This window comes from Pseudomonas sp. LBUM1662, from assembly GCF_059695915.1.
The window spans coordinates 5,397,221-5,417,627 of sequence record NZ_CP166793.1 but is presented as its reverse complement, the minus strand read 5'-3'; the positions used below and the strand labels follow the sequence as shown (position 1 = coordinate 5,417,627).

Annotated in this window: 18 protein-coding genes and 3 pseudogenes; 7 read left to right on the top strand and 14 right to left on the bottom strand. The window is 60.0% G+C overall.

Annotated elements, in window-relative coordinates; translation table 11 throughout:
• Positions 1–192 precede the first annotated feature (192 nt).
• From ACA049_RS24615 to ACA049_RS24605, 3 genes are all read left to right on the top strand, one after another.
• A complete protein-coding gene (locus ACA049_RS24615) occupies positions 193–1,014 on the top strand; it encodes a hypothetical protein (RefSeq protein ID WP_497330536.1) in 822 nt (273 codons plus the stop codon).
• Positions 1,015–1,208: 194 nt separating this feature from the next.
• The gene (locus ACA049_RS24610) at positions 1,209–1,847 is read left to right on the top strand and encodes a LysE family translocator (protein ID WP_497330534.1); all 639 of its coding nucleotides are present in this window, start codon (positions 1,209–1,211) and stop codon (positions 1,845–1,847) included.
• A 2-nt stretch (positions 1,848–1,849) separates the two neighbouring features.
• Positions 1,850–2,347: a GNAT family N-acetyltransferase gene (locus ACA049_RS24605; protein WP_497330532.1), complete on the top strand. Its 498-nt coding sequence runs from the start codon at positions 1,850–1,852 to the stop codon at positions 2,345–2,347.
• A 120-nt stretch (positions 2,348–2,467) separates the two neighbouring features.
• Here ACA049_RS24605 and metR read toward each other — a convergent pair whose 3' ends face one another.
• The gene (gene metR / locus ACA049_RS24600; RefSeq protein WP_008155262.1) at positions 2,468–3,385 is read right to left on the bottom strand and encodes a transcriptional regulator MetR; all 918 of its coding nucleotides are present in this window, start codon (positions 3,383–3,385) and stop codon (positions 2,468–2,470) included.
• A gap of 120 nt (positions 3,386–3,505) precedes the next feature.
• Here metR and metE point away from each other — a divergent pair, with 120 nt between their 5' ends.
• Positions 3,506–5,818 carry a 5-methyltetrahydropteroyltriglutamate--homocysteine S-methyltransferase gene (gene metE, locus ACA049_RS24595; protein WP_497330530.1) on the top strand — a complete coding sequence of 771 codons (2,313 nt, stop codon included), beginning with the start codon at positions 3,506–3,508 and terminating at the stop codon, positions 5,816–5,818.
• A gap of 245 nt (positions 5,819–6,063) precedes the next feature.
• A complete protein-coding gene (locus tag ACA049_RS24590) occupies positions 6,064–7,083 on the top strand; it encodes an alpha/beta fold hydrolase (protein ID WP_497330528.1) in 1,020 nt (339 codons plus the stop codon).
• A 138-nt stretch (positions 7,084–7,221) separates the two neighbouring features.
• On the opposite strand, the gene ACA049_RS24585 is transcribed toward ACA049_RS24590, so the two are convergent.
• On the bottom strand, positions 7,222–7,590 hold the full coding sequence (locus ACA049_RS24585) for a DUF6124 family protein (protein WP_497330526.1): 369 nt from the start codon (positions 7,588–7,590) through the stop codon (positions 7,222–7,224).
• Positions 7,591–8,160: 570 nt separating this feature from the next.
• Between ACA049_RS24585 and ACA049_RS24580 the strand changes: the two genes are divergently transcribed.
• Positions 8,161–8,829 carry a DsbA family oxidoreductase gene (locus ACA049_RS24580; protein WP_497330524.1) on the top strand — a complete coding sequence of 223 codons (669 nt, stop codon included), beginning with the start codon at positions 8,161–8,163 and terminating at the stop codon, positions 8,827–8,829.
• A gap of 165 nt (positions 8,830–8,994) precedes the next feature.
• Here ACA049_RS24580 and ACA049_RS24575 read toward each other — a convergent pair.
• The 9 genes and pseudogenes from ACA049_RS24575 to ACA049_RS24535 form a co-directional block, all read right to left on the bottom strand.
• Positions 8,995–9,281, bottom strand: a pseudogene (locus ACA049_RS24575) (helix-turn-helix domain-containing protein); the annotation flags it as partial.
• 75 nt (positions 9,282–9,356) lie between these two features.
• Positions 9,357–9,644, bottom strand: a pseudogene (locus ACA049_RS24570) (helix-turn-helix domain-containing protein); the annotation flags it as partial.
• 75 nt (positions 9,645–9,719) lie between these two features.
• Positions 9,720–10,007: pseudogene (locus ACA049_RS24565) on the bottom strand (helix-turn-helix domain-containing protein); the annotation flags it as partial.
• Positions 10,008–10,082: 75 nt separating this feature from the next.
• Positions 10,083–11,471, bottom strand: a complete 1,389-nt coding sequence (locus ACA049_RS24560) for a sigma-54-dependent transcriptional regulator (RefSeq protein WP_497330522.1) — start codon at positions 11,469–11,471, stop codon at positions 10,083–10,085.
• The gene (locus tag ACA049_RS24555; RefSeq protein ID WP_497330520.1) at positions 11,461–13,233 is read right to left on the bottom strand and encodes a sensor histidine kinase; all 1,773 of its coding nucleotides are present in this window, start codon (positions 13,231–13,233) and stop codon (positions 11,461–11,463) included. Before ACA049_RS24555 ends, ACA049_RS24560 begins: the two co-directional genes overlap by 11 nt.
• Complete coding sequence (locus ACA049_RS24550; RefSeq protein WP_497330518.1) at positions 13,230–14,357, bottom strand: GNAT family N-acetyltransferase; 1,128 nt, start codon at positions 14,355–14,357, stop codon at positions 13,230–13,232. Before ACA049_RS24550 ends, ACA049_RS24555 begins: the two co-directional genes overlap by 4 nt.
• A gap of 188 nt (positions 14,358–14,545) precedes the next feature.
• Positions 14,546–15,424, bottom strand: coding sequence for an alpha/beta hydrolase (locus ACA049_RS24545; protein ID WP_497330516.1), 879 nt, complete (start codon positions 15,422–15,424; stop codon positions 14,546–14,548).
• Positions 15,421–16,815: an aspartate aminotransferase family protein gene (locus ACA049_RS24540; protein ID WP_497330514.1), complete on the bottom strand. Its 1,395-nt coding sequence runs from the start codon at positions 16,813–16,815 to the stop codon at positions 15,421–15,423. The genes ACA049_RS24545 and ACA049_RS24540 overlap by 4 nt, the downstream gene beginning before the upstream one ends.
• Positions 16,808–17,521, bottom strand: coding sequence for an MtnX-like HAD-IB family phosphatase (locus ACA049_RS24535; protein WP_497330512.1), 714 nt, complete (start codon positions 17,519–17,521; stop codon positions 16,808–16,810). Before ACA049_RS24535 ends, ACA049_RS24540 begins: the two co-directional genes overlap by 8 nt.
• 219 nt (positions 17,522–17,740) lie before the next feature.
• On the opposite strand from ACA049_RS24535, the gene ACA049_RS24530 reads away from it, so the two are divergent.
• Complete coding sequence (locus ACA049_RS24530) at positions 17,741–18,502, top strand: MipA/OmpV family protein (protein WP_497330510.1); 762 nt, start codon at positions 17,741–17,743, stop codon at positions 18,500–18,502.
• Between the two features lie 160 nt (positions 18,503–18,662).
• Here ACA049_RS24530 and ACA049_RS24525 read toward each other — a convergent pair whose 3' ends face one another.
• From ACA049_RS24525 to ACA049_RS24515, 3 genes are read right to left on the bottom strand one after another with little or no spacing between them, the layout of a single operon-like run.
• Positions 18,663–19,058, bottom strand: coding sequence for a DMT family transporter (locus ACA049_RS24525; RefSeq protein ID WP_497336964.1), 396 nt, complete (start codon positions 19,056–19,058; stop codon positions 18,663–18,665).
• A 10-nt stretch (positions 19,059–19,068) separates the two neighbouring features.
• Positions 19,069–19,443, bottom strand: coding sequence for a DMT family transporter (locus ACA049_RS24520; protein WP_497330508.1), 375 nt, complete (start codon positions 19,441–19,443; stop codon positions 19,069–19,071).
• Positions 19,440–20,360, bottom strand: a complete 921-nt coding sequence (locus tag ACA049_RS24515) for an arginase family protein (RefSeq protein WP_497330506.1) — start codon at positions 20,358–20,360, stop codon at positions 19,440–19,442. The genes ACA049_RS24520 and ACA049_RS24515 overlap by 4 nt, the downstream gene beginning before the upstream one ends.
• Positions 20,361–20,407 lie beyond the last annotated feature (47 nt).

Here is a 20,407-nt window from a genome sequence, read left to right as displayed (position 1 = left end):
AAGTTAGCCCTGTTAGTCATTTGCGCGGGCAATAAAATGAAAACTATTTTGGCACTACTATTAAGTGGCATGTTGTTGTCTGGGTGTTTGTCTTCACCGTCTACGTCTACGTCTACGTCTACGTCGTCTGGTGTGCTAAATACGAGTTCAGATAATCTTCGCAATGCGATCGGAGATAGTGTTGCGAGGAATTTGACCAGTCGTTACAACTATGTAACGGCCAGCTGTGTGGGGCCATCGGCCCCAGCGTTTCTTTGTTCCGGTGTGACCTTTCGAATCACTGAGACCAACCCTGCTTTTGATCCATGGACTCACTCCGACTTCTCAAGAACAACCGAGGCTGTTTCTTTCGCGTGGGTGAGGTCGGATGTAAAGTTTATTAAGACAGTCAACTGGGCAGGCAAGAACGGGTTCATTTTTTATCCGGTTCTTGGTACGCCTGCTGGTAAAGAGAAGGTTGAGGTGGTGTGTTACTTTCCGTGGGACGGGGCTACATTTTATAGAAGTACGCCGGGTGGCCTGGGGTGTGGAGAAAGTGTCAATACCTACCCGTATCCGATTGCCAGCAGACCCTGTCGGGATCAGGGGATCACGACAGCCGAACAGTGGTTGGCCCACGTCAGAAATCCGGCTGGTGCTGCTCGACCCCAAGCCTACTCATGTGCATTCATGGTGACGGATAATTTAAATGCTGAGGCCGTCAGGGCCTTCAATGAAGCTGTTCGTGTGCCTGTCCTTGATCCGTTTTACTTTTTCCTGGATCACACGGAAATGAGAATCAAGGCATGGGTAGATTCAGGGCCCACTTTTAGCCTGCAACGCCTGCCTATTGAGGGTTTCTTCTATACAACTAATGGCGCTAATAGCGGACTGCAAAACGCCAGGATTGATCAGAAAAAATATTACGATAAAACCGGTGGGATTTTTGTTCCAATCATTCGTATCGACTTTCCAGTTGATCGGAGCGGGCAATTCGTATTTCAGTATTTTGCGGCGGAGCAAAATGTTTTATAGCGCAGCAAATGTTTAACGATCAATTATGAGTGCATACGGCGCCAAGGATTGAAGCAAGGCGCCGTCTTCACTTATCCACCCACGGCGACGTCACTCCAGTTGACATGGGGCCTGATCCTGTCGTTTTATCGAGCCTTGTAACCGCGATCATCTGATCATTTTCGGAACGCCTGTTTAACGGAATACGACTGCCCATGATCCCGCTACAAGACTTGCTGATATTCGCCGCTGCCGCATTGCTGATGGTGCTGACGCCGGGGCCGAACATGATTTACTTGATCTCCCGTTCGATCTGTCAGGGGCGCAAGGCCGGTGTGACTTCGTTGCTTGGCGTGGTCGCGGGTTTTTTCGTGCATTTGTTCGCCGCCGCGGCCGGTCTGACTGCGGTGTTCCTGGCTGTGCCGATGGCCTACGAAGTGCTGAAATGGGCCGGCGCGCTGTACCTGCTGTGGCTGGCCTGGCAAGCGGTCAAGCCCGGCGCACGGTCACCGTTTGAAGCGCAGCAATTACCGCCGGACTCGTCGCGCAAACTGATCACCATGGGTTTTCTGACCAGTGCCCTGAACCCGAAGATTGCGGTGTTTTACCTGTCGGTGTTTCCGCAATTCATCACACCTGAGCATGGCTCGGTGTTCACCCAAAGTATCGTGCTGGGCCTGACGCAGATCAGCGTCAGTTTCTGCGTCAACCTGCTGATCGCGATATTCGCAGCCGGCATCGCGTCGTGGTTCGTCAACAACCCGACCTGGCTGGCGGTGCAGCGTTATTTCATGGGCTTTGTTCTGTCAGCGCTGGCGGTGCGGCTGATGCTTGAGCAGCGTCGGACGGCTTGACCATGTGGATTGAACGACTGGATGCCAGCCATGCGCTGGACTATCGGGCGCTGATGCTCGAAGCCTACGACCTGCATCCGCAGGCCTTCACCTCGAGTGTGCGCGAGCGTGCGGCGATGCCGTTGAGTTGGTGGGAGTCGCGCCTGACCAGCAAACTGGATGTGGTGTTCGGGGCGTTCGAGGACGGCAAGTTGGCGGGCATCGTCGGCCTGGCCTTAGAACCTCGGGAAAAGGCCCGGCACAAGGCGACGCTGTTTGGCATGTACGTGTCCGGCAAGGTCCGACAGCGCGGGTTGGGTCAGCAACTGGTGCAGGCCGTCCTGGCCGAAGCGCAGAACCATCAAGGCCTGCGCTTGATCCAGCTGACCGTCACCGCCGGCAACGAGCCCGCGTTCAACCTGTACAAACGTTGCGGCTTTGTACAGTACGGCCTTGAACCCATGGCGGTACGCGTCGGCGAAGACTATTTCGACAAAATCCACATGTGGCGAGAACTCTAAACCCACCGCAATCCCTGTAGGAGCGAGGCTTGCCCGCGAAGGCGTCGTGACAGCCGACCTCTACCTGGCTGATACACCGCTTTCGCGGGCAAGCCTCGCTCCTACAAGGGTTGTGGTGTGTCAGCGAACGGCGCTAACCCCGTCGAGTGTCGAGAACGACGTGTCCTTGGCCGTCAGCAAAAAATCGCGCATATACGGCGCATCCAGCATGTCCGCCCGAATCCCCGCATACAACGTCGCAAACAATCCCTTCTCGCCCAGCCGCTTGGCCTTCACATAACCCCGTGAGCTGTATTCATGCAGCGCCCAATGGGGCATGCCGCACACGCCGCGGCCGCTGGCCACCAACTGCATCATCATCACCGTCAGCTCCGAGGTTCGGACCTGCGCTGGTTCGATATCGGCCGGCTCCAGGAAGCGGGTGAAGATGTCCAGCCGGTCGCGTTCCACCGGGTAGGTGATCAGCGTTTCGGTCAGCAGATCTTCCGGAACGATGTACGCCTTGCTCGCCAATCGGTGCTGATTGGCCACCGCGAGCATCGCTTCATAGGTGAACAACGGCACGTAAGTGATCCCGGCCAGTTCCAGCGGATCCGAGGTCACCACCAGATCCAGATCGCCACGGGCCAGGGCCGGCAGCGGGGCGAAGGAGAAGCCCGAGGCCAGGTCCAGTTCGACTTCCGGCCAAGCATCGCGGAACTGGTCGATGGTCGGCATCAGCCACTGAAAGCAACTGTGGCACTCGATCGCCATGTGCAGTCGGCCCGCCGTGCCGCCCGCCAGGCGCGCGATATCACGCTCGGCGCCGCGCAGCAGCGGCAAGGTCGCGTCAGCCAGTTGCAGCAGGCGCAGGCCGGCGCTGGTGAAGCGCACCGGTTTGGTCTTGCGCACGAACAGCGGCATGCCCATGCGCTCCTCCAGTTCCTTGAACTGGTGGGACAGGGCCGACTGCGTCAGGTGCAGACGGTCGGCGGCATCGACCAGGCTGTCGGCTTCGCGCAAGGCGTGCAGGGTCTTCAGGTGACGGATTTCAAGCACCGGGGGGGCTCCATGAGGAAAACTTGTGATCAACACGAAAAGGTTGAGTTTGTCTCATGTTGGGTTGGCTGTCGACAATAGCGCCATGTTTTACAGCCTCTTTTAAAGGAAGAACTCACCATGGCTCTGGCACACACACTTGGTTTTCCACGCATCGGCGCGGACCGCGAACTGAAAAAAGCCCTCGAATCCTACTGGAAGGGCGACCTCGATCAGGACGCGCTGAAAAGCGTCGGCCGCCAGTTGCGCGCCACCCACTGGCAATTGCAGAAGGACGCCGGCATCGACCTGCTGCCCGTCGGCGACTTCGCCTGGTACGACCAAGTGTTGACCCACTCCCTGACCTTCGGTGTGATCCCCGAGCGTTTCGACAGTGCCAAGGACGCACGTGGCCTGCCGACCCTCGACACCCTGTTCGCCATGGCCCGTGGCGCCACCGCAGCCTGCTGCGGCGGTGAACACAGCAAAGCGCAATACGCCCAGGAGCTGACCAAGTGGTTCGACACCAACTACCACTATCTGGTCCCGGAATTCACCGCTGACCAACAATTCAAGCTGAGCTGGGAACAGCTGTTCGACGAAGTCGACGAGGCCAAAGCCCTCGGCCACAACGTCAAACCGGTGATCATCGGCCCGCTGACTTACCTGTGGCTGGGCAAAGCCAAAGGCAACGACTTCGACAAGCTCGACTTGCTGGAACGCCTGCTGCCGATCTACGGCGAAATCCTCGGCCGCCTCGCCGCCCAAGGCGTGGAGTGGGTGCAGATCGACGAACCGATCCTGACCCTCGACCTGCCGCAAGCCTGGAAAAACGCCTTCGAGCGCGCCTACCACATCCTTCAATACTCGCCGCTGAAAAAACTCGTGGCGACTTACTTCAGCGGTCTGGAAGACAACCTCGGCCTGGCAGTCGGTCTGCCGGTGCAAGGCCTGCACATCGACGCGGTGCGCGCGCCGGATCAACTCGGCCAGGTGCTGGATCGCCTGCCGACCTACAAAATTCTGTCGGTCGGCCTGGTCAACGGTCGCAACGTCTGGCGCTGCGAACTGGAGCAAGTGCTGGCGCAACTGCAACCGGCGCAAGAGCGTTTTGGTGACAACCTGTGGGTCAGTAGTTCCTGCTCGCTGCTGCACAGTCCGGTGGATCTGGAGCGTGAAGACAAACTCGACCCGGAACTGAAAAGCTGGCTGGCCTTCGCCGTGCAAAAGTGCGGTGAAATCGCCGTGCTGCGTGATGCCCTCAACGACCCGCAATCGCCCAAGGTGCAGGCTGCCCTCGCCGAAAGTCGAGCGATTCAAACCAGCCGTGCCGAGTCACCGCGTATCCATAAAGCCCAAGTGCAGGCGCGCATCAACGCCATCAGCGCAGCAGACAGCCAACGCCATTCGCCGTTTGCCAAACGCATCGCGCAGCAACAGGCGTGCTTGAAACTGCCGCCATTTCCGACCACCACCATCGGCTCGTTCCCGCAGACCGGTTCGATCCGTCTGGCGCGCCAGGCGTTCAAGCAAGGCAAGCTGTCAGCCAACGATTACACCGACGCCATGCACAGCGAAATCCGCCATGCGGTGCAAGTCCAGGAACGCCTGGGTCTGGACGTGCTGGTGCACGGTGAAGCCGAACGCAACGACATGGTCGAATACTTCGCCGAGCAACTGGACGGCTACCTGTTTACCCGTTTCGGCTGGGTCCAGAGCTACGGTTCGCGCTGTGTCAAACCGGCGATTATCTACGGCGATCTGAGCCGTCCGACCGCCATGACCGTCGACTGGATTACTTATGCACAGAGCCTGACCGACAAGGTCATGAAAGGCATGCTCACCGGTCCCGTGACCATGCTGATGTGGTCGTTCCCGCGCGAAGACGTCTCGCGCAAAATCCAGGCGCAGCAACTGGCGCTGGCCCTGCGTGACGAAGTGGTGGACCTGGAAAACGCCGGCATCAAGATCGTGCAGATCGACGAAGCCGCGTTCCGCGAAGGCCTGCCGCTGCGCCGGGCGCAATGGCAGGAATACCTGGACTGGGCGGTGGAAGCCTTCCGCTTGAGCGCTTCCGGCGTGCGCGATGAAACCCAGATCCACACCCACATGTGCTACAGCGAATTCAACGACGTGATCGAGTCCATCGCGGCGATGGACGCCGACGTGATCACCATCGAAACCTCGCGCTCGGACATGGAATTGCTGGAAGCCTTCGAAGCGTTCGATTACCCGAACGACATCGGCCCGGGCGTCTACGACATCCACTCGCCACGAGTGCCGGACACGGCCGAGATGGTCAAATTGATGAGCAAAGCCGTGAAGCGCATTCCGGCTGAACGGTTGTGGGTGAACCCGGATTGCGGGCTGAAGACCCGGGCGTGGCCGGAGACTGAGGCGGCGTTGGTGAACATGGTGGCGGCGGCGCGGCAGTTGCGGAGTCAGTTGGCTTAAGCCTAGCGGCGCCTGTTCTGACGCCTTCGCGAGCAAGCCCGCTCCCACAGTGGATTTATGTCGATCAAAGAGGTTGTGTACGACATCAATCCTGTGGGAGCGGGCTTGCTCGCGAAGCAGGCGACTCGGTCTTCAATATGACCGCTCGGCAATCTTCATCAAACTGTCACGTAACTGTGGCAGCGCGCTTGAACAAACTTCATCAGACTCGCGCTCTACTGGGGTTCTGCGTTTCGGTGTTTTTCATGCGTGCATTCATTTTTCTGGCCTTGCTGTTGTTTGGCCTGCCGTCCTTGGCGGCGTCTCGTTGCGATATCAATGTTCCCACCCAACATGCCGATCTGGCGCAGGTGAGCCTGGCGTACCAGAGCATCGGCCGTGCGTCCGACCCTGCGTTGTTGCTGGTAATGGGCCTGGGCGGGCAGTTGATTCACTGGCCGGATGAGGTGGTGGTCGCGCTGTGTCAGCAGGGTTTTCGGGTGATTCGTTATGACAATCGCGACGTCGGGCTCTCGACCTGGCGGCAAACGCCCGTCGACGCCAACCTGACGTTTGAAGTGCTGCGCTACAAACTCGGTCTGCCGGTGGCGGCGCCGTACACCCTGACCGACATGGCGGACGATGCCTTTGGCCTGATGGACGCGTTGAAGGTTGAGCAATTCCACGTCTTGGGCGCGAGCATGGGCGGGATGATTGCCCAGCACATGGCGGCGATGGCGCCGCAACGGGTGGAGAGTCTGACGCTGATCATGACCAGTTCCGGGGCCGAAGGCTTGCCGGCGCCGAGTGCGGCGCTGGTGCAGTTGTTGTCGCGGCGCAGCGCGCCGAATCGTGAAGTGGCGCTGGAGCAACAGGCGGATTTACTGGCGGCGCTGGGCAGTCCGTCAGTGAGTGATGATCGGCAGGCGTTGCTGCATCAAGCGGCGCTGTCCTATGACCGGGCGTTCAACCCGGAAGGCGTGAAGCGCCAGATCATGGCGATCCTCGCCGAGCGCAGTCGCGTGGCGTTGCTCAACCAATTGCGCGTACCGACGTTGGTGGTTCACGGCACGGCCGATCCTCTGTTGCCGGTGATGCATGGCGTGCATTTGGCGGCGCATATCCGTGGCAGTCAGTTGAAGCTGATTCCGGGGTTGGCGCATCGGTTCCAGGAAGCGTTCAAGGCGCCGTTGCTGGCGGCGGTGTTGCCGTACTTGCAGGCTCACCGCGAAGACACTTCGCATTGGGCACAGATCGACCCGGTGCCAACCCCCAACCTCCTATAACCCCCAATCCCAATGTGGGAGCGGGCTTGCTCGCGAAGGCGTCGTGTCAGTCGACATCTACTTGACTGATACACCGTATTCGCGAGCAAGCCCGCTCCCACATTCGATCTTTGGTGTTAGTGGAATCTCATCAGACAGTCAGGTCGCGGCGCTGGGTGGAACAAAGTTATCCAGCATCCGGTTCACCGCCAGTTCACCCAGCATGACCGACTGCTGAATGCCCAACACGGTGTTGCGCTGTGGGCCTTCCAGCAAACCGGCGAAATCACTCAGCATCACGCTCGCCGACGCCAGGGATTCGCAGGCGTTGGCCAGCAGGGTTTCGTGATCGATGTCGGGGGCGATGGTGTAAATGGTGCTGGGCCGGCGCGGGGTGTCTTTGGGGATGACCGGTTTGAGGTAGAAATCGAGGGCGCGGTCGGCGGCTTCGTTGAGTTTTTTGGAGTCGGGGGTTTCGTAGGGGGAGACGTCGTCGGTATCCGGCGGGTTTGGAGTCATTTTGAACATAAGTAAATCCTCAGGTTGAGCCGCATTCATCTCGCTACTAAACGAAGAGGGAGGCAGCTGTGCGCAAGTTAGTAGACCGGGAGGATTCAAAACCGGCGCGCCCGAGGGCGCCAAGCGCACAGCCGCCATCGAATGCAGGCGCAAACCTGACTGAATGACACTTGTGCTGCCGTTAGAACCTACCCGGGCTACTAAACCCGATCACTGGAAATCAGTGATGCGAATCAAGTTACCGACAGGCCCCCAGGCGCACAAGCCGGCGGATTCTGACGTGGTTGTAGGCGACGGCGCAAGGCGCTGTAGCTTTCAGGAAGTAACCTTAAACAGAACTAAACACACCCTCCCAAACACCGAAAATCCCTGTGGGAGCGGGCTTGCTCGCGAAGGCGGTGTATCAGATAAGCAGATGGCGACTGACACGACGCCTTCGCGAGCAAGCCCGCTCCCACAGGGGACAGTGGAATGGCTGCTACCTCTGTTCTACAGGGATCAGGGGAATGGCTGCCACCTTGGTCTCGTCAGGTGTATCGTTCAAACTTTCCGGCGCGATCCAGCCCTGCGAGGTGAATGATGAGTACCCCTTTGAAAATCGATTTCGTCAGCGATGTGTCCTGCCCGTGGTGCGTGGTCGGTCTGTATGGCCTGACCCGGGCGCTGGACGTGCTGCGTGACGAGGTCCAGGCCGAGATCCGTTTCCAGCCGTTCGAACTGAACCCGAAAATGGGGCCGGAAGGGCAGAACATCACCGAACACATCACTGAAAAGTACGGCTCGACCCCTGAGCAATCGCAGAAGAACCGCGAGATGATCCGCGCCCGTGGCGCCGAGGTCGGGTTTGCGTTTCGCACCGATGGCAACAGCCGCATCTACAACACCTTTGATGCGCATCGATTGCTGTTTTGGGCGGGGCTGGAAGGGTTGCAGTTCAATCTGAAGGAAGCGCTGTTCAAGGCGTATTTCACCGATGGCGGGAATCCGTCCGATCATGCTCAGTTGGCGCAGATTGCAGAAAGCGTGGGGCTGAACCGGCAACGGGCCGAGGCGATTCTGGCGTCCGATGAGTTTGCCAAAGAGGTGCGAGAAGAAGAACAGTTGTGGCTGTCACGCGGTGTGAGTTCGGTGCCGACGGTGGTGTTTAACGGGCAGTATGCGGTGAGTGGCGGGCAGCCGGTCGAGACGTTTGTCGGGGCGATCCGACAAATCATGAGCGAATCAAAGGGCGGCACCGTCAACAACTGACACCACGTCGGGTGCCCCGTCCATTACTGACACAACCATGCCCTCTGTAGGAGCTGTCGAGTGAAACGAGGCTGCGATCTTTTGATCTTGATCTTTAAAAAAGCAAGATCAAAAGATCGCAGCCTCGTTTCACTCGACAGCTCCTACAGGGGAGCGGCGGTGATTTTAGCGGACGATTTTGTCGACGTGGATGCCCAGTTTTTTAGTCGATACCAGAAGCTGCGTTCGGAGATCCCGATCAATTGCGCCGCCGCAGCCTGCACGCCATTGCTCTGCGCCAGCGCGGCCAGAATGTAGGCCTTTTCAACCTCAGCCAACGCTGCTTCCAGATCCGCCGGCACGCTGCCTTCGGTGACGAGAGCGCCACTGCTGCCGGAACTTGAAGCAAACGACACCACCCCGCCCTCTGTAGGAGCTGTCGAGTGAAACGAGGCTGCGATCTTTTGATCTTGATCTTTCAAAAAGCAAGATCAAAAGATCGCAGCCTCGTTTCACTCGACAGCTCCTACAGGGGAGCGGCGGTGATTTTAGCGGACGATTTTGTCGACGTGGATGCCCAGTTTTTTCAGGCGATACCAGAAGCTGCGCTCGGAGATCCCGATCAATTGCGCCGCCGCAGCCTGCACGCCATTGCTTTGCGCCAGCGCGGCCAGAATGTAGGCCTTTTCAACCTCAGCCAACGCTGCTTCCAGATCCGCCGGCACGCTGCCTTGGGTGACGAGAGCGCCACTGCTGCCGGAACTTGAAGCAAACGACACCACCCCGCCCTCTGTAGGAGCTGTCGAGTGAAACGAGGCTGCGATCTTTTGATCTTGATCTTTAAAAAAGCAAGATCAAAAGATCGCAGCCTCGTTTCACTCGACAGCTCCTACAGGGGAGCGGCGGTGATTTTAGCGGACGATTTTGTCGACGTGGATGCCCAGTTTTTTCAGGCGATACCAGAAGCTGCGTTCAGAGATCCCGATCAATTGCGCCGCCGCAGCCTGCACGCCATTGCTTTGCGCCAGCGCGGCCAGAATGTAGGCCTTTTCAACCTCAGCCAACGCTGCTTCCAGATCCGCCGGCACGCTGCCTTCGGTGACGAGAGCGCCACTGCTGCCGGAACTTGAAGCAAACGACACCACCCCGCCCTCTGTAGGAGCTGTCGAGTGAAACGAGGCTGCGATCTTTTGATCTTGATCTTTAAAAAAGCAAGATCAAAAGATCGCAGCCTCGTTTCACTCGACAGCTCCTACAGGGGAGCGGCGGTGATTTTAACGGACGATTTTGTCGACGTGGATGCCCAGTTTTTTCAGGCGATACCAGAAGCTGCGCTCGGAGATCCCGATCAACTGCGCCGCCGCAGCCTGCACGCCATTGCTTTGCGCCAGCGCGGCCAGAATGTACGCTTTTTCGACATCAGCCAACGCTGCTTCCAGATCCTCCGGCACGTTGCCTTCCGTGATCACGGCACCACTGCTGGCAGAGCTTGAAGCAAACAGATAAGCCGGCAAATCCTCCTCTTCAATCACCGCTCCCGACGCCACGATCGTCGCGCGCTCCACGCAGTTCTGCAGTTCACGAATATTCCCCGGCCACGAATAATTGGCCATGGCCTGCAAGGCTTCCGGGCTGAATCCGGTAAAGCGCTTGCCCGCCGTGGCGCCCAGGGTGTGAGCAAAATGCCGGGCCAGGGGCGCGATGTCTTCAACCCGTTCGCGCAAGGCTGGCAGCGGGATCGGGAACACGTTGAGGCGGTAATAAAGGTCTTCGCGAAACTCCTTGTTGGCCACCGCATCCAGCAGGTTCTTGTTGGTCGCGGCAATCACCCGCACATCGACCTTGCGCTCGCGCGGATCGCCCACCGGCTCGATCACCCGTTCTTGCAAGGCCCGGAGGATTTTCGCCTGCAAGGCCAATGGCATTTCACCGATTTCATCGAGAAACAGCGTGCCCTTGTCCGCCTGCATGAAACGCCCGACGCGATCCGCCACAGCGCCGGTAAACGCGCCTTTGCGGTGGCCGAACATTTCACTTTCCAGCAGCCCTTCGGGGATCGCCGCACAGTTCACCGCCACAAACGGTTTGTCCGCGCGGTTGCCGTGTTTGTGGATCGCCCGGGCGACCATTTCCTTGCCGGTGCCGCTCTCGCCGGTCAGCAGAATCGTCGCGTTGCTTTCACGCACGGAATCGATCGCGTGCAGCACCCGACGGAAGCTCGGGCTGTCACCGATCAGGCTGTCGATCTGCTGATGCTCGTCGAGCTCGGCGCGCATGCGCTGGTTGTCTTTGAGGATGTCGCGAAATTGCAGGGCCTTGCTGACGGTGATGTCCAGCTCGTCAATGTCGAACGGCTTGGCGATGTAGTCGAAGGCGCCGTTGCGCATCGACTGCACGGCGTTTTTCACCGTGCTGTAGGCGGTCATGACGATCACCGGCAGCTGCGGAAAGCGCGTTTTGATTTCCGCCAGCAGTTGCGGGCCGTCCATGCCGGGCATGCGCCAGTCGCTGATCACCAGGTCGATGTCCTCGCACTCCAGCACCTTGAGCGCGTGCAGGCCATTGCCGGCGGTGAACACCTGGATGCCGTTCTGACCCAGGGCCGATGCCAGCAAGTCGCAGAGCTTGGGCTCGTCGTCGACCACCAGTACGTTATGTGTCATCGCTGCCCTCATCGAAATCTTCACCGTTGGCCGGAATGTACAGCGTGAACGTGGTGCCGGCATCTTTTTCACTGACGCATTCGATGCGCCCGTCATGACTTTCCATGATCGAGAAGACCTTGGCCAGACCCAGCCCGGTGCCTGAAGCTTTAGTGGTGACGAACGGCGTGAAGATCCGTTCGAGCATGTCCGGCTCGATGCCCTGGCCGGTGTCGCAGACACTGATCACGGTGTAGTGCTCGTCGCTGCTGATCCCGACCGTGAGCCGCCCGCCGTCAGGCATGGCGTCGATGGCGTTGACGATCAGGTTCAGGCCGGCCTGCTTGAGTTGCCGGGCATCGGCGTGAAGCGTCGCACCGGGTGCCTGATCGTCGATTCGCACGTCGATGTTGTGGCTGGCCAGCTCCGGGGCGCAGAAGCCGATCAACTCGTCCACCAACGGCCGCGCCGCCTGGGTCGAACGCATCGGCGCGCTGGGCTTGGCGAAGTCGAGGAAGTCGGTGATCAGGTCGTTGATGCGGCTGACTTCGCTGACCACGTATTCCAGATGCCGCTTGTCGGTCTCGGGCAAATCGGCGCGCCGGTGCAGCAGTTGCGTGGCGGTCTTGATGATGCCCAGCGGGTTGCGAATTTCATGAGCCAGGCCCATGGCGACTTCGCCCAACGCGTGCAGACGGTCGCGGCGGCGCAGTTGCGATTCCAGGTGCTGCAGCTCGGCGAGGCGTTCGCTCATGTGGTTGAACGTGCTGCTCAGCTCCGCCAGTTCATCACCGCCAGTGACCGCCAAGCGCTGGCGATAGTCCCCGGCAATCACCGCTTGCACGCCTTTGGACAACCCGCGCAACGGCTTGGTCAGGCGTTGCGAGACAATCCAGCCGACCGCCAGGGACGCCGCCGAGCTGAGCAGGAAAATCAGGATGAACAGATTGCTCTGGTTCACCAGCCCGACCAGGCTGGTGTGGCGCAGCAGCCCGCTGAAAATCACCCCTTGCAGCTCACCGTTTTCGTTGAGGATCGGCCGGTAGATGCCGCTGTAGCGATTGGTGAATTGTTCGATCGGCTGTTTGGTATTGCGCAGGATCTGCTCGATTTTCTCTGGCACGGCCGCCGGGTGATCTTCGAAGCGCTGGGTGGAAAAGATCTCGGAAAAATCGTCGGCCTTGGCCAGGTACAGCCGCAGATCGAGTGAATGCACATCGGCGACGCTGGTGAGGAAACTGCTGTCCAGGTACGTGGCGATCACCAGTTTGTAATCGACGCCGTCCTGATCGGTCTCGAAGGTCGAGACCACCGTGCCGGTAGGGACGCCACCGACTTGCAGGGTTTGCAACACCGCTTTGGGCTCGGTGCTGATCTGCCGGACGATGTCATCGGCGACGGTGCTGAACACCACTTTGTGATCGCTGTTGCGCACCAGCGCCACGACGTCGATGCCCATGGAGTCGGCGATGTCGCTGGTCAGTTTGTCGTGTTTGCTCGACAGGCGATCCGTCGGCGGGCGCGTATAGCGCAGGAACAACTGCGCGGCCCGGGCGTTGTCCCGCAGGATCTCGCTGATTTCGTCCTCGACGATCTTGGTCGATTCCTGCAGCCAGATCCGCACGTTGCTGTCGAAAATCTGCGACAGGGTGGTGGCCGCCAGTTCCGCGGCGATCATTGTCGGGATCACGCTGACCAGCCAGAACGCCAGCACCAGTTTGCGCTGCAGGCTCCAGCCGGAGAGGGCGAAAGGTCGGGCGGTGGCGGGGCGGTTTTTGGTCATTGGGTTTCGCTTATCGCAGCAGCCATGGCGGAGTCGGAGCGGTCCGGTCGAATGAACATTTTTACCACGCGCAACAGGCTGTCGAGCACTCGGTTGCGGTGGCGGAAAAACACGGTGTTGCCGCTAAACGAGCAACCCAGGCGCAGCTTACTGGCATAGCCGGCCTGACCGCACGCGTAGATCGGGATGTCGTGTTCAATACAGTAGTCGACATTGGCCAGCCAGCTGCGCACGTACAGGTTGTGATCGCGGGTTCGGGTCAAGTCGTGGGCGAAGAATTTATCGACCAGGCGTTGTTCGTCCAGCAGCACCAGGTTGAAGGCCACCAGCTCTTCGCCGACCCAGTAGAGTACGCACGCGGCGCGGTCATCGAGGTGTTCGAGGACCTGGCGGAAGTAGGCCGGCGGCAGGCGTTCAAACGTCAGGTCGCTGCGCTCAAGGGTGGCTTCGTACAGCGCCATCATTTGCGGCAGCAGGTCTTCAACCGAGCGCCGCCATTCGATACGCGGACCGTGCCCGCGTAACGTGCGACGCAGGTCTTTGCGGGTGGATTTACCGAGTGTACCGAGGTAGGCGTCCACCGAGCCGAAACGGATCGGCAGTTCGGCGCTGGGGAGGCCGGGCATGCTTTGCAGACCGGCCTGCTGGCACACCTGCAACCACTGCGGATCCCGGTGGGACGCGTCCTTGACCGCCAGCAGACCGATCCCGGCCTGATCGGCGTCGTTGCGCGCCAGGGTCAGTAATTGCTCAAGCAGGGCCGGGCGTCGGGCGGGGTCGATCTGGCGTGCGGTCCCGACGTGGCATTGCTCGGCCACCGGCGAACCGAGGGCGTACAGGCGCACGTCCAATAGCCCAGGCCACCAGCGGCGCAATTGTTCGGTGAGGCGTTTGCCCGAACCCTGAACCGTGGTGTCCAGCGAATAAGCGGTTGTGAACGCCACCGCCGCCGCGACCAATACGTCGTCTTCGTACAGCGCCAGATAACGCCAGGCAAAGTTGTCGATGCCCGCCTGCTCGACGGCCCGGTAATAATCCCAGTCCTCCAGTTCGCCGGGGAAACAGTCATTCCAGGCGCAGCGGTCGATGGCTTCGATCGTCGAAAAGGCAAGGGCTGTGATCACATCGTTTCCTTTCGCTTTAACGCCTTCACACGGTCCCTGTAGGAGCTGTGTAGGAGCTGTCGAGTGAAACGAGGCTGCGATCTTTTGACTTTGTTTTTTTACAAGCAAGATCAAAAGATCGCAGCCTCGTTTCACTCGACAGCTCCTACACAGCTCCTACAGGGGTTGTGCGATGTTTGGGATTTCTGTCAGGCCAGTTGCCGGTAGTCCTGGCGGATGGGTTGCGGGGTGGAGACTTGTTGTACGAAACGGTGCTGGATGAAGTCCGCGCTCAGCTCCACCACGCGGCGGTATTGCAGGTCGACGGTGATCATGTGGTAGCAGTCGTCCAGCAGAATCTTCACCACCGGGCCGCCGAGTTTGCGTTCCACATAGTCGGCGTTCCAGCGGCTGGTGATGTCGTCTTCCCGTGAGTGCAACACCAGCGCCTGGGTGGTGATCTGCGGCATGCGTTTTTTCACCGCGGCCACCAATCGATGCAGTTCCCGGACACTCACCCCGGACATGGTCAGCAGCCCGGCGTTGCTGCTTTCACCGGCCTTCATCTGCCGCTCGACAATCGCGCGCAGGCGTTCGTCCTTGATGCCGAATGGCGATTTTTCGTTGAAGCGGCACAGGTGCACGCCATACGGAATCGCCATCAGCAACGGCGTGAGCACGGCGACTTTGGGCATGTTCCAGCCGTCGTAGCGCAGGGTGGTCGAATACAGCAGCAAGCCTTCGATCTGCCCCGGATGCTCGGCGGCCAAGTACATCGCCAGCACCGCGCCCATCGACAAACCGCCGACGAACACGTGCTGGTGTTTGCGCCGCACACCGATGAAGGTGTTGCGCGCGCTCTCGTACCAGTCGCGCCAGCCGGTGGCTTGCAGGTCGGCGTTGTCCCCGCAGTGGCCGGCCAGGGTCGGCACGTACACCGTGCAACCGGCCTTGGCCAGGCCCATGGCGACTCGACGCAACTCGGTCGGCGTGCCGGTGAGGCCGTGGATCAACAACACCGCGACCTCACCGTTGCCGAGAACGAAACCGGCGCTGCCTTCGCCCATGTCGATCTCGTGCGCGTTCATCGTTTCATCGCCCGGTGCAGCAGACGGTCGAGCAACGCGATGCCGAGGTCGATCTCTGGATAGCTGATTTCCAGCGACGGCGCGAGGGTGATCACGTTCTTGTAGTAGCCGCCCACATCGAGGATCAGGCCCAGGCGTTTGCCGTCGATTTCGATGTCGCCTTTCATGCCTTCTTCGACCATGAAATCGAGCGTTGCCTTGTCCGGCGTGAAGCCATCCGGGCCGCAGATTTCACAGCGCAGGGCCAGGCCCAGACCGTCGACGTCGCCGATGATCGGGTAGCGTTTCTGCAAGTCCTTCAAGCCTTCGAGGAAGTATTTGCCCTTGTTCATGACCATCGCGCCGTAGTCGATTTCGTTGGTCATCTTGAACATTTCCAGGCCCACCGCCGTGCCCAACGGGTTGGAGGCGAAGGTCGAGTGGGTCGAACCTGGCGGGAAGATTTTCGGGTTGATCAACTCTTCCTTGGCCCAGATGCCGCCCAGCGGATTGAGGCCGTTGGTCAACGCTTTGCCGAAGACGATGACATCCGGTTTGACGTCGAAGTGTTCGATCGACCACAGCTTGCCGGTGCGGTAGAAGCCCATCTGGATTTCATCGACCACCATCAGGATGCCGTGCTGGTCCAGCACATGCTTGAGTTCGCTGTAGAAGTTCATTGGCGGAATCACGTAGCCGCCGGTGCCCTGGATCGGCTCGACGTAGAAGGCGGCGTATTCGCTCTGACCGACCTTCGGGTCCCAGACGCCGTTGTATTCGGTCTCGAACAGGCGGGCGAATTGCTGCACGCAATGGCTGCCGTACTCCTCCTTGGTCATGCCTTTCGGTCCACGGAAGTGATACGGGAACGGGATGAAGTTGGCGCGCTCGCCGAAGTGGCCGTAGCGGCGGCGATAGCGGTAGCTGGAGGTGATCGACGACGCGCCGAGGGTGCGACCGTGGTAACCGCCCTCGAAGGCGAACATCAGGCTTTTGCCGTTGGTGGCGTTACGCACGACTTTCAGCGAGTCCTCGATGGACTGCGAACCGCCGACGTTGAAGTGCACGCGACCGTCGAGGCCGAACTTCTTCTTGGCGTCCACGGCGATCATTTCCGAGAGCTCGATCTTGCCTTTGTGCAGGTACTGGCTGGCGATCTGCGGCAGGGTGTCGATCTGCTGTTTCAGTGCGTTGTTCAGGCGCGGGTTGGCGTAACCGAAGTTGACCGCCGAGTACCACATTTGCAGGTCGAGGTAGGCCTGGTCTTCGGTGTCCCAGACGTAGGAGCCTTCGCAGCGGCTGAAGATGCGCGGCGGGTCGATGTAGTGAACGGTGTCGCCGTAGGAGCAGTATTTGGCTTCTTTATCCAGAAGGACCTGGTCTTCTGCGGTAGCGATTCGAATATCAGACATGGTGGAAGAGTTCCTGATTTTCTGGGTTGAAAGTTTCTATGTTGAAAGAGGTGGCGTTGGCCGCGCTGGCGCTTGGCAACAGGGCGAGCAACGCGGGCAGTTCGGCGAAGCTGTCGAAGCGGGCGTAGGCGATGCCTTTGCGCTCGCAGTGCTCGGCCAGGCGATCCTTGGCAAACACGAAGTCGGCGGTGGCGGCCACGCACATGTCGGACTGGCCATCGCCGATCACCAGCACCCGCTTGGTGCTGGGGGTGGATTTGCATTTGCAGTTGCCGGAGGCGGCGCGGCAGGCGTCGCTGGTATGGGGGAAGTCGATGCGCCAGCTCTGGTGGTCGAGCTGCCGCAGGCGGTTGGCGAGAATCGGCAAGAGGCTGACGTAGTTGCGCGCCAGGATCCGGGCGATGCCTTGCTCGATGCCGTCGCTGACCACTTCGAGGGTCGCGCCGAGGCCGATCACGTGGTCGACGAAGTCGGGGAAGTCCGGGTCGATCTCGATGGTGTCGAAGAACCCGAGCAGTTCGGTGGACGTCGCCTTGACCAGCGCGAGCTGGCGGCTGAGGCATTCACGGGAACCGATGTCGCCCGCCAGCCACTCCTGTTCGATCGCTTCCCAGCTCGGGTCGGCGAACCGTTGGAGGATGCTGTCGATCACGTCGGTGCGGGTGATGGTCCCGTCGAAATCACACACGATATGCCAGTCAATCATCTGTTTTACCTATCAGGCGAAATGCGCTGTCTGCGCTTGCCATGGGGGTAGAGCAGGGACTGTGCCAACCGGGTTCGGCCCAGCGGGGCTGGGGTTCTGGCGTGTGTTTGTGTCGGCGAAGCTACAATTTTTGTAGGTCGCTACAAACAACATGAGTGCTTGCGCGGGATAGGCGATTCGGGGATTGATGCGCGCACATCCAGTTCAAGGAATTGCCTCATGTCGAGGATTACGGTTGCTCTCTTCGCCGCACTGACGTGCCTTTCGGCCAACGTTTCAGCGGGCGGAATCACTGGTGAAGCAGGGGCTGGCCTCAGCTATCAGCCACACGACCCGACCGGTAGCCGCTATGAAACCCGGCCGGTGCCGTACCTCGATCTCGACTGGGGCAATGTCAGCCTCGGCACGGACGACGGGCTGACCTGGGACGCGTTGAACGCCAAGGGTTTCAGCGCCGGGCCGTTCGTGAATTACCTGCCGGGGCGCACCTCCAACGGCGAACTGCAGGGGTTGCGCGACGTGCCGGACATGGGCGAGGTCGGTGGATTTGTGCAGTACGCGCCCGCTGATTTCTGGCGGGTGTTTGCCTCGGTCGGGCAAGCGGTGGGCGGGCGCGGCGGGCAGGGCGGGGTGTTGGGGCGCGTTGGCGGGGAGGTGGGTTATCCACTGGGTGGCGGGGTGATTGGCAGCTCCAATCTGACCGCGCACTTTGCTGATGCGCGGCAGAGTCAGACGTTTTTTGGGGTGAGTGATGAAGAGTCTCAGGCTTCAGGGATCCGGCCGTATAACGCCAGCGGTGGTTTGCAGAATGTCGCGTTGACTCAGAGTTTCGAGTTCCCGCTGGCGCCGCAATGGTCGTTGTTGACCAGTGCAAGCTGGATTCACCTGACGGGCTCGGCGGCGGATAGCAGCATTGTCAGGGAAGTTGGCGATACCAATCAGGGCGAGGTACAAGCGGCACTCGCCTACAAATTCAACTAACCCACCACAAACCCACCGCAAATCCCTGTAGGAGCTGTCGAGTGAAACGAGGCTGCGATCTTTTGATCTTGATCTTAAAAAATCAAAGTCAAAAGATCGCAGCCTCGTTTCACTCGACAGCTCCTACACAGCTCCTACAAGGGTTTGTGGTGGGTCTGCTTTAGGTTTCGCCTTCGGCCAGCAACGCAATCCCGCCCATAATCACCGCCACCCCCACCCAGTGCAGCACGCTGATCTGCTCGCCCAGCCCCAGCCATGACCCGAGCAACACCCCCACAAACACCAGCGAGCTCAGCGGAAACGCCAACGACAAACTGCTGCGCCGCAAGATCAGCATCCACACGAAAAACGCGCCGATGTAGCAGCCAATCGCAAACCACACCCCCGGATTCACCGCCACGGCCAGCAGCCATTGCAGGTTGAAATCCATCTGCCCCAGCTGATCTCCACCCACTTTGGTGGCGATCTGGCCGGCGCTTTCAAACCCGATCAACAACGCCCACAGCACCACCGTGCCGAGGCGTTCATGCAGCCAGTCGGTCTTGCCTCTGATCATCGCTTGAGCCTCAGACATGAGCGACACACACGAGCATCACGCCCGCCGTAATCACCAGGGTGCCGAGCCAGCGCCGGCGGCTGACGGTCTCGCCGAGAATCAGCTTGCCGGCCAGCACCACGCCGCAATACGCCAGCGCCGCCGCCGGAAACAACAGGCTCAGCGGTGCACGGGACAGGGCTTCGAGCCAGACGAAAAACTCGATCACGTAGGCGCCGATCCCGCACCACAACAGCGGTGCGTTGAACACCTGGCCCCAGAACGCATTCAGGCGAAACCCGCCTTCGAGTTCCGGTAACCGGTCGAGGCCGAGCTTGAAACAGAGCTGGCCGAAGACGTCCAGCACGATGGAAAACGCCACCAGCACAATCACGGTGAAAGTCATGGAAACAGCTCCTCGAACAGATCGATCAACGCCTGGTTGGTCGCCGAGTTGCGCAGCAGATCCGCTTCGCTCCAGCGTTCGGCCGGCGGCTGATCAGACTTGGCTTCCCAGCGTTTGAGGGCGTTGCTGAAGGCCGGCCGGGCGTACTCGCCGCAGATGTCGATGCCGATGATTCGCTTGCTGGCCGCCAACACGCGTATCGCTTGCAGCAGATGACTCAGGCGCATGCTGCCCTGATCCCAGTTGGTCGCGGCGTCTTCGCTGGCCAGCACGTCCTTGTCGATGGTGATCCACACGGCTCGGGTGGGCAGGCTGGCGATCATTTGTTCGAGAAACTCCGGCCAGTCCATCTCAGCCAGATTGCGCCAATACAGCATGTTCTCCTGCTGTTGATGCCCGGCGCCGTCACCGACCCGGCCCCACACTTTCGAAGGCGGACGCTGCCACGGAAACAGCTGCAATACGCCGCGTTTCAGCGCCCGCACATTGCCGCCCTTGAGCTGCGGATTTTGCAGGTCGTCGCTGCACGGGCCGAGGGTGACGATGCGCCGGACGTTCGGCAGCTTCAGCGCCTGATTGACCCACGAACCGCAATGCCGACGCGGGGCGAAGCGGACCCAGTCGGGGTGGTTGTCGAAGTGGATCAGGCTCACCGGTTCCGGCAAATCGGTCAGAAACGCCGGGGTCAAGTGGTGGTAATCACCGGAGCCGACGAAGAAGATTTCCGGCTGTGGGCCGCTGTGTCGGGGCCGTTGCTGCAAGCGTTCGGCGAAGCGGCGCCAGGTTCGTTCGCTGGACCACAGGCGCAATTTCGGGCCAAGGTCGAGCAGGTCGAGGCGTTTGGCACGGCCGCTTTCCAGCAGCCGCGAGATGGGCGCCTGGTCAGTCAGGCTGTGGTCGAGATCTAAAATGTTCAAGGTCGCAATTCACCCTTGGCAGACCCTCCCAGACACCGGCTTCATCC

Coding starts and splice junctions, on each gene's coding strand:
- ACA049_RS24560 (WP_497330522.1), bottom strand. CDS start 11,471: ATGACACATAACGTACTGGTGGTCGACGACGAGCCCAAGCTCTGCGAC.
- ACA049_RS24555 (WP_497330520.1), bottom strand. CDS start 13,233: ATGACCAAAAACCGCCCCGCCACCGCCCGACCTTTCGCCCTCTCCGGC.
- ACA049_RS24580 (WP_497330524.1), top strand. CDS start 8,161: ATGAGTACCCCTTTGAAAATCGATTTCGTCAGCGATGTGTCCTGCCCG.
- ACA049_RS24540 (WP_497330514.1), bottom strand. CDS start 16,815: ATGTCTGATATTCGAATCGCTACCGCAGAAGACCAGGTCCTTCTGGAT.
- ACA049_RS24610 (WP_497330534.1), top strand. CDS start 1,209: ATGATCCCGCTACAAGACTTGCTGATATTCGCCGCTGCCGCATTGCTG.
- ACA049_RS24530 (WP_497330510.1), top strand. CDS start 17,741: ATGTCGAGGATTACGGTTGCTCTCTTCGCCGCACTGACGTGCCTTTCG.
- ACA049_RS24605 (WP_497330532.1), top strand. CDS start 1,850: ATGTGGATTGAACGACTGGATGCCAGCCATGCGCTGGACTATCGGGCG.
- ACA049_RS24585 (WP_497330526.1), bottom strand. CDS start 7,590: ATGTTCAAAATGACTCCAAACCCGCCGGATACCGACGACGTCTCCCCC.
- ACA049_RS24535 (WP_497330512.1), bottom strand. CDS start 17,521: ATGATTGACTGGCATATCGTGTGTGATTTCGACGGGACCATCACCCGC.
- ACA049_RS24545 (WP_497330516.1), bottom strand. CDS start 15,424: ATGAACGCGCACGAGATCGACATGGGCGAAGGCAGCGCCGGTTTCGTT.
- ACA049_RS24520 (WP_497330508.1), bottom strand. CDS start 19,443: ATGACTTTCACCGTGATTGTGCTGGTGGCGTTTTCCATCGTGCTGGAC.
- ACA049_RS24590 (WP_497330528.1), top strand. CDS start 6,064: ATGCGTGCATTCATTTTTCTGGCCTTGCTGTTGTTTGGCCTGCCGTCC.
- metE (WP_497330530.1), top strand. CDS start 3,506: ATGGCTCTGGCACACACACTTGGTTTTCCACGCATCGGCGCGGACCGC.
- ACA049_RS24525 (WP_497336964.1), bottom strand. CDS start 19,058: ATGATCAGAGGCAAGACCGACTGGCTGCATGAACGCCTCGGCACGGTG.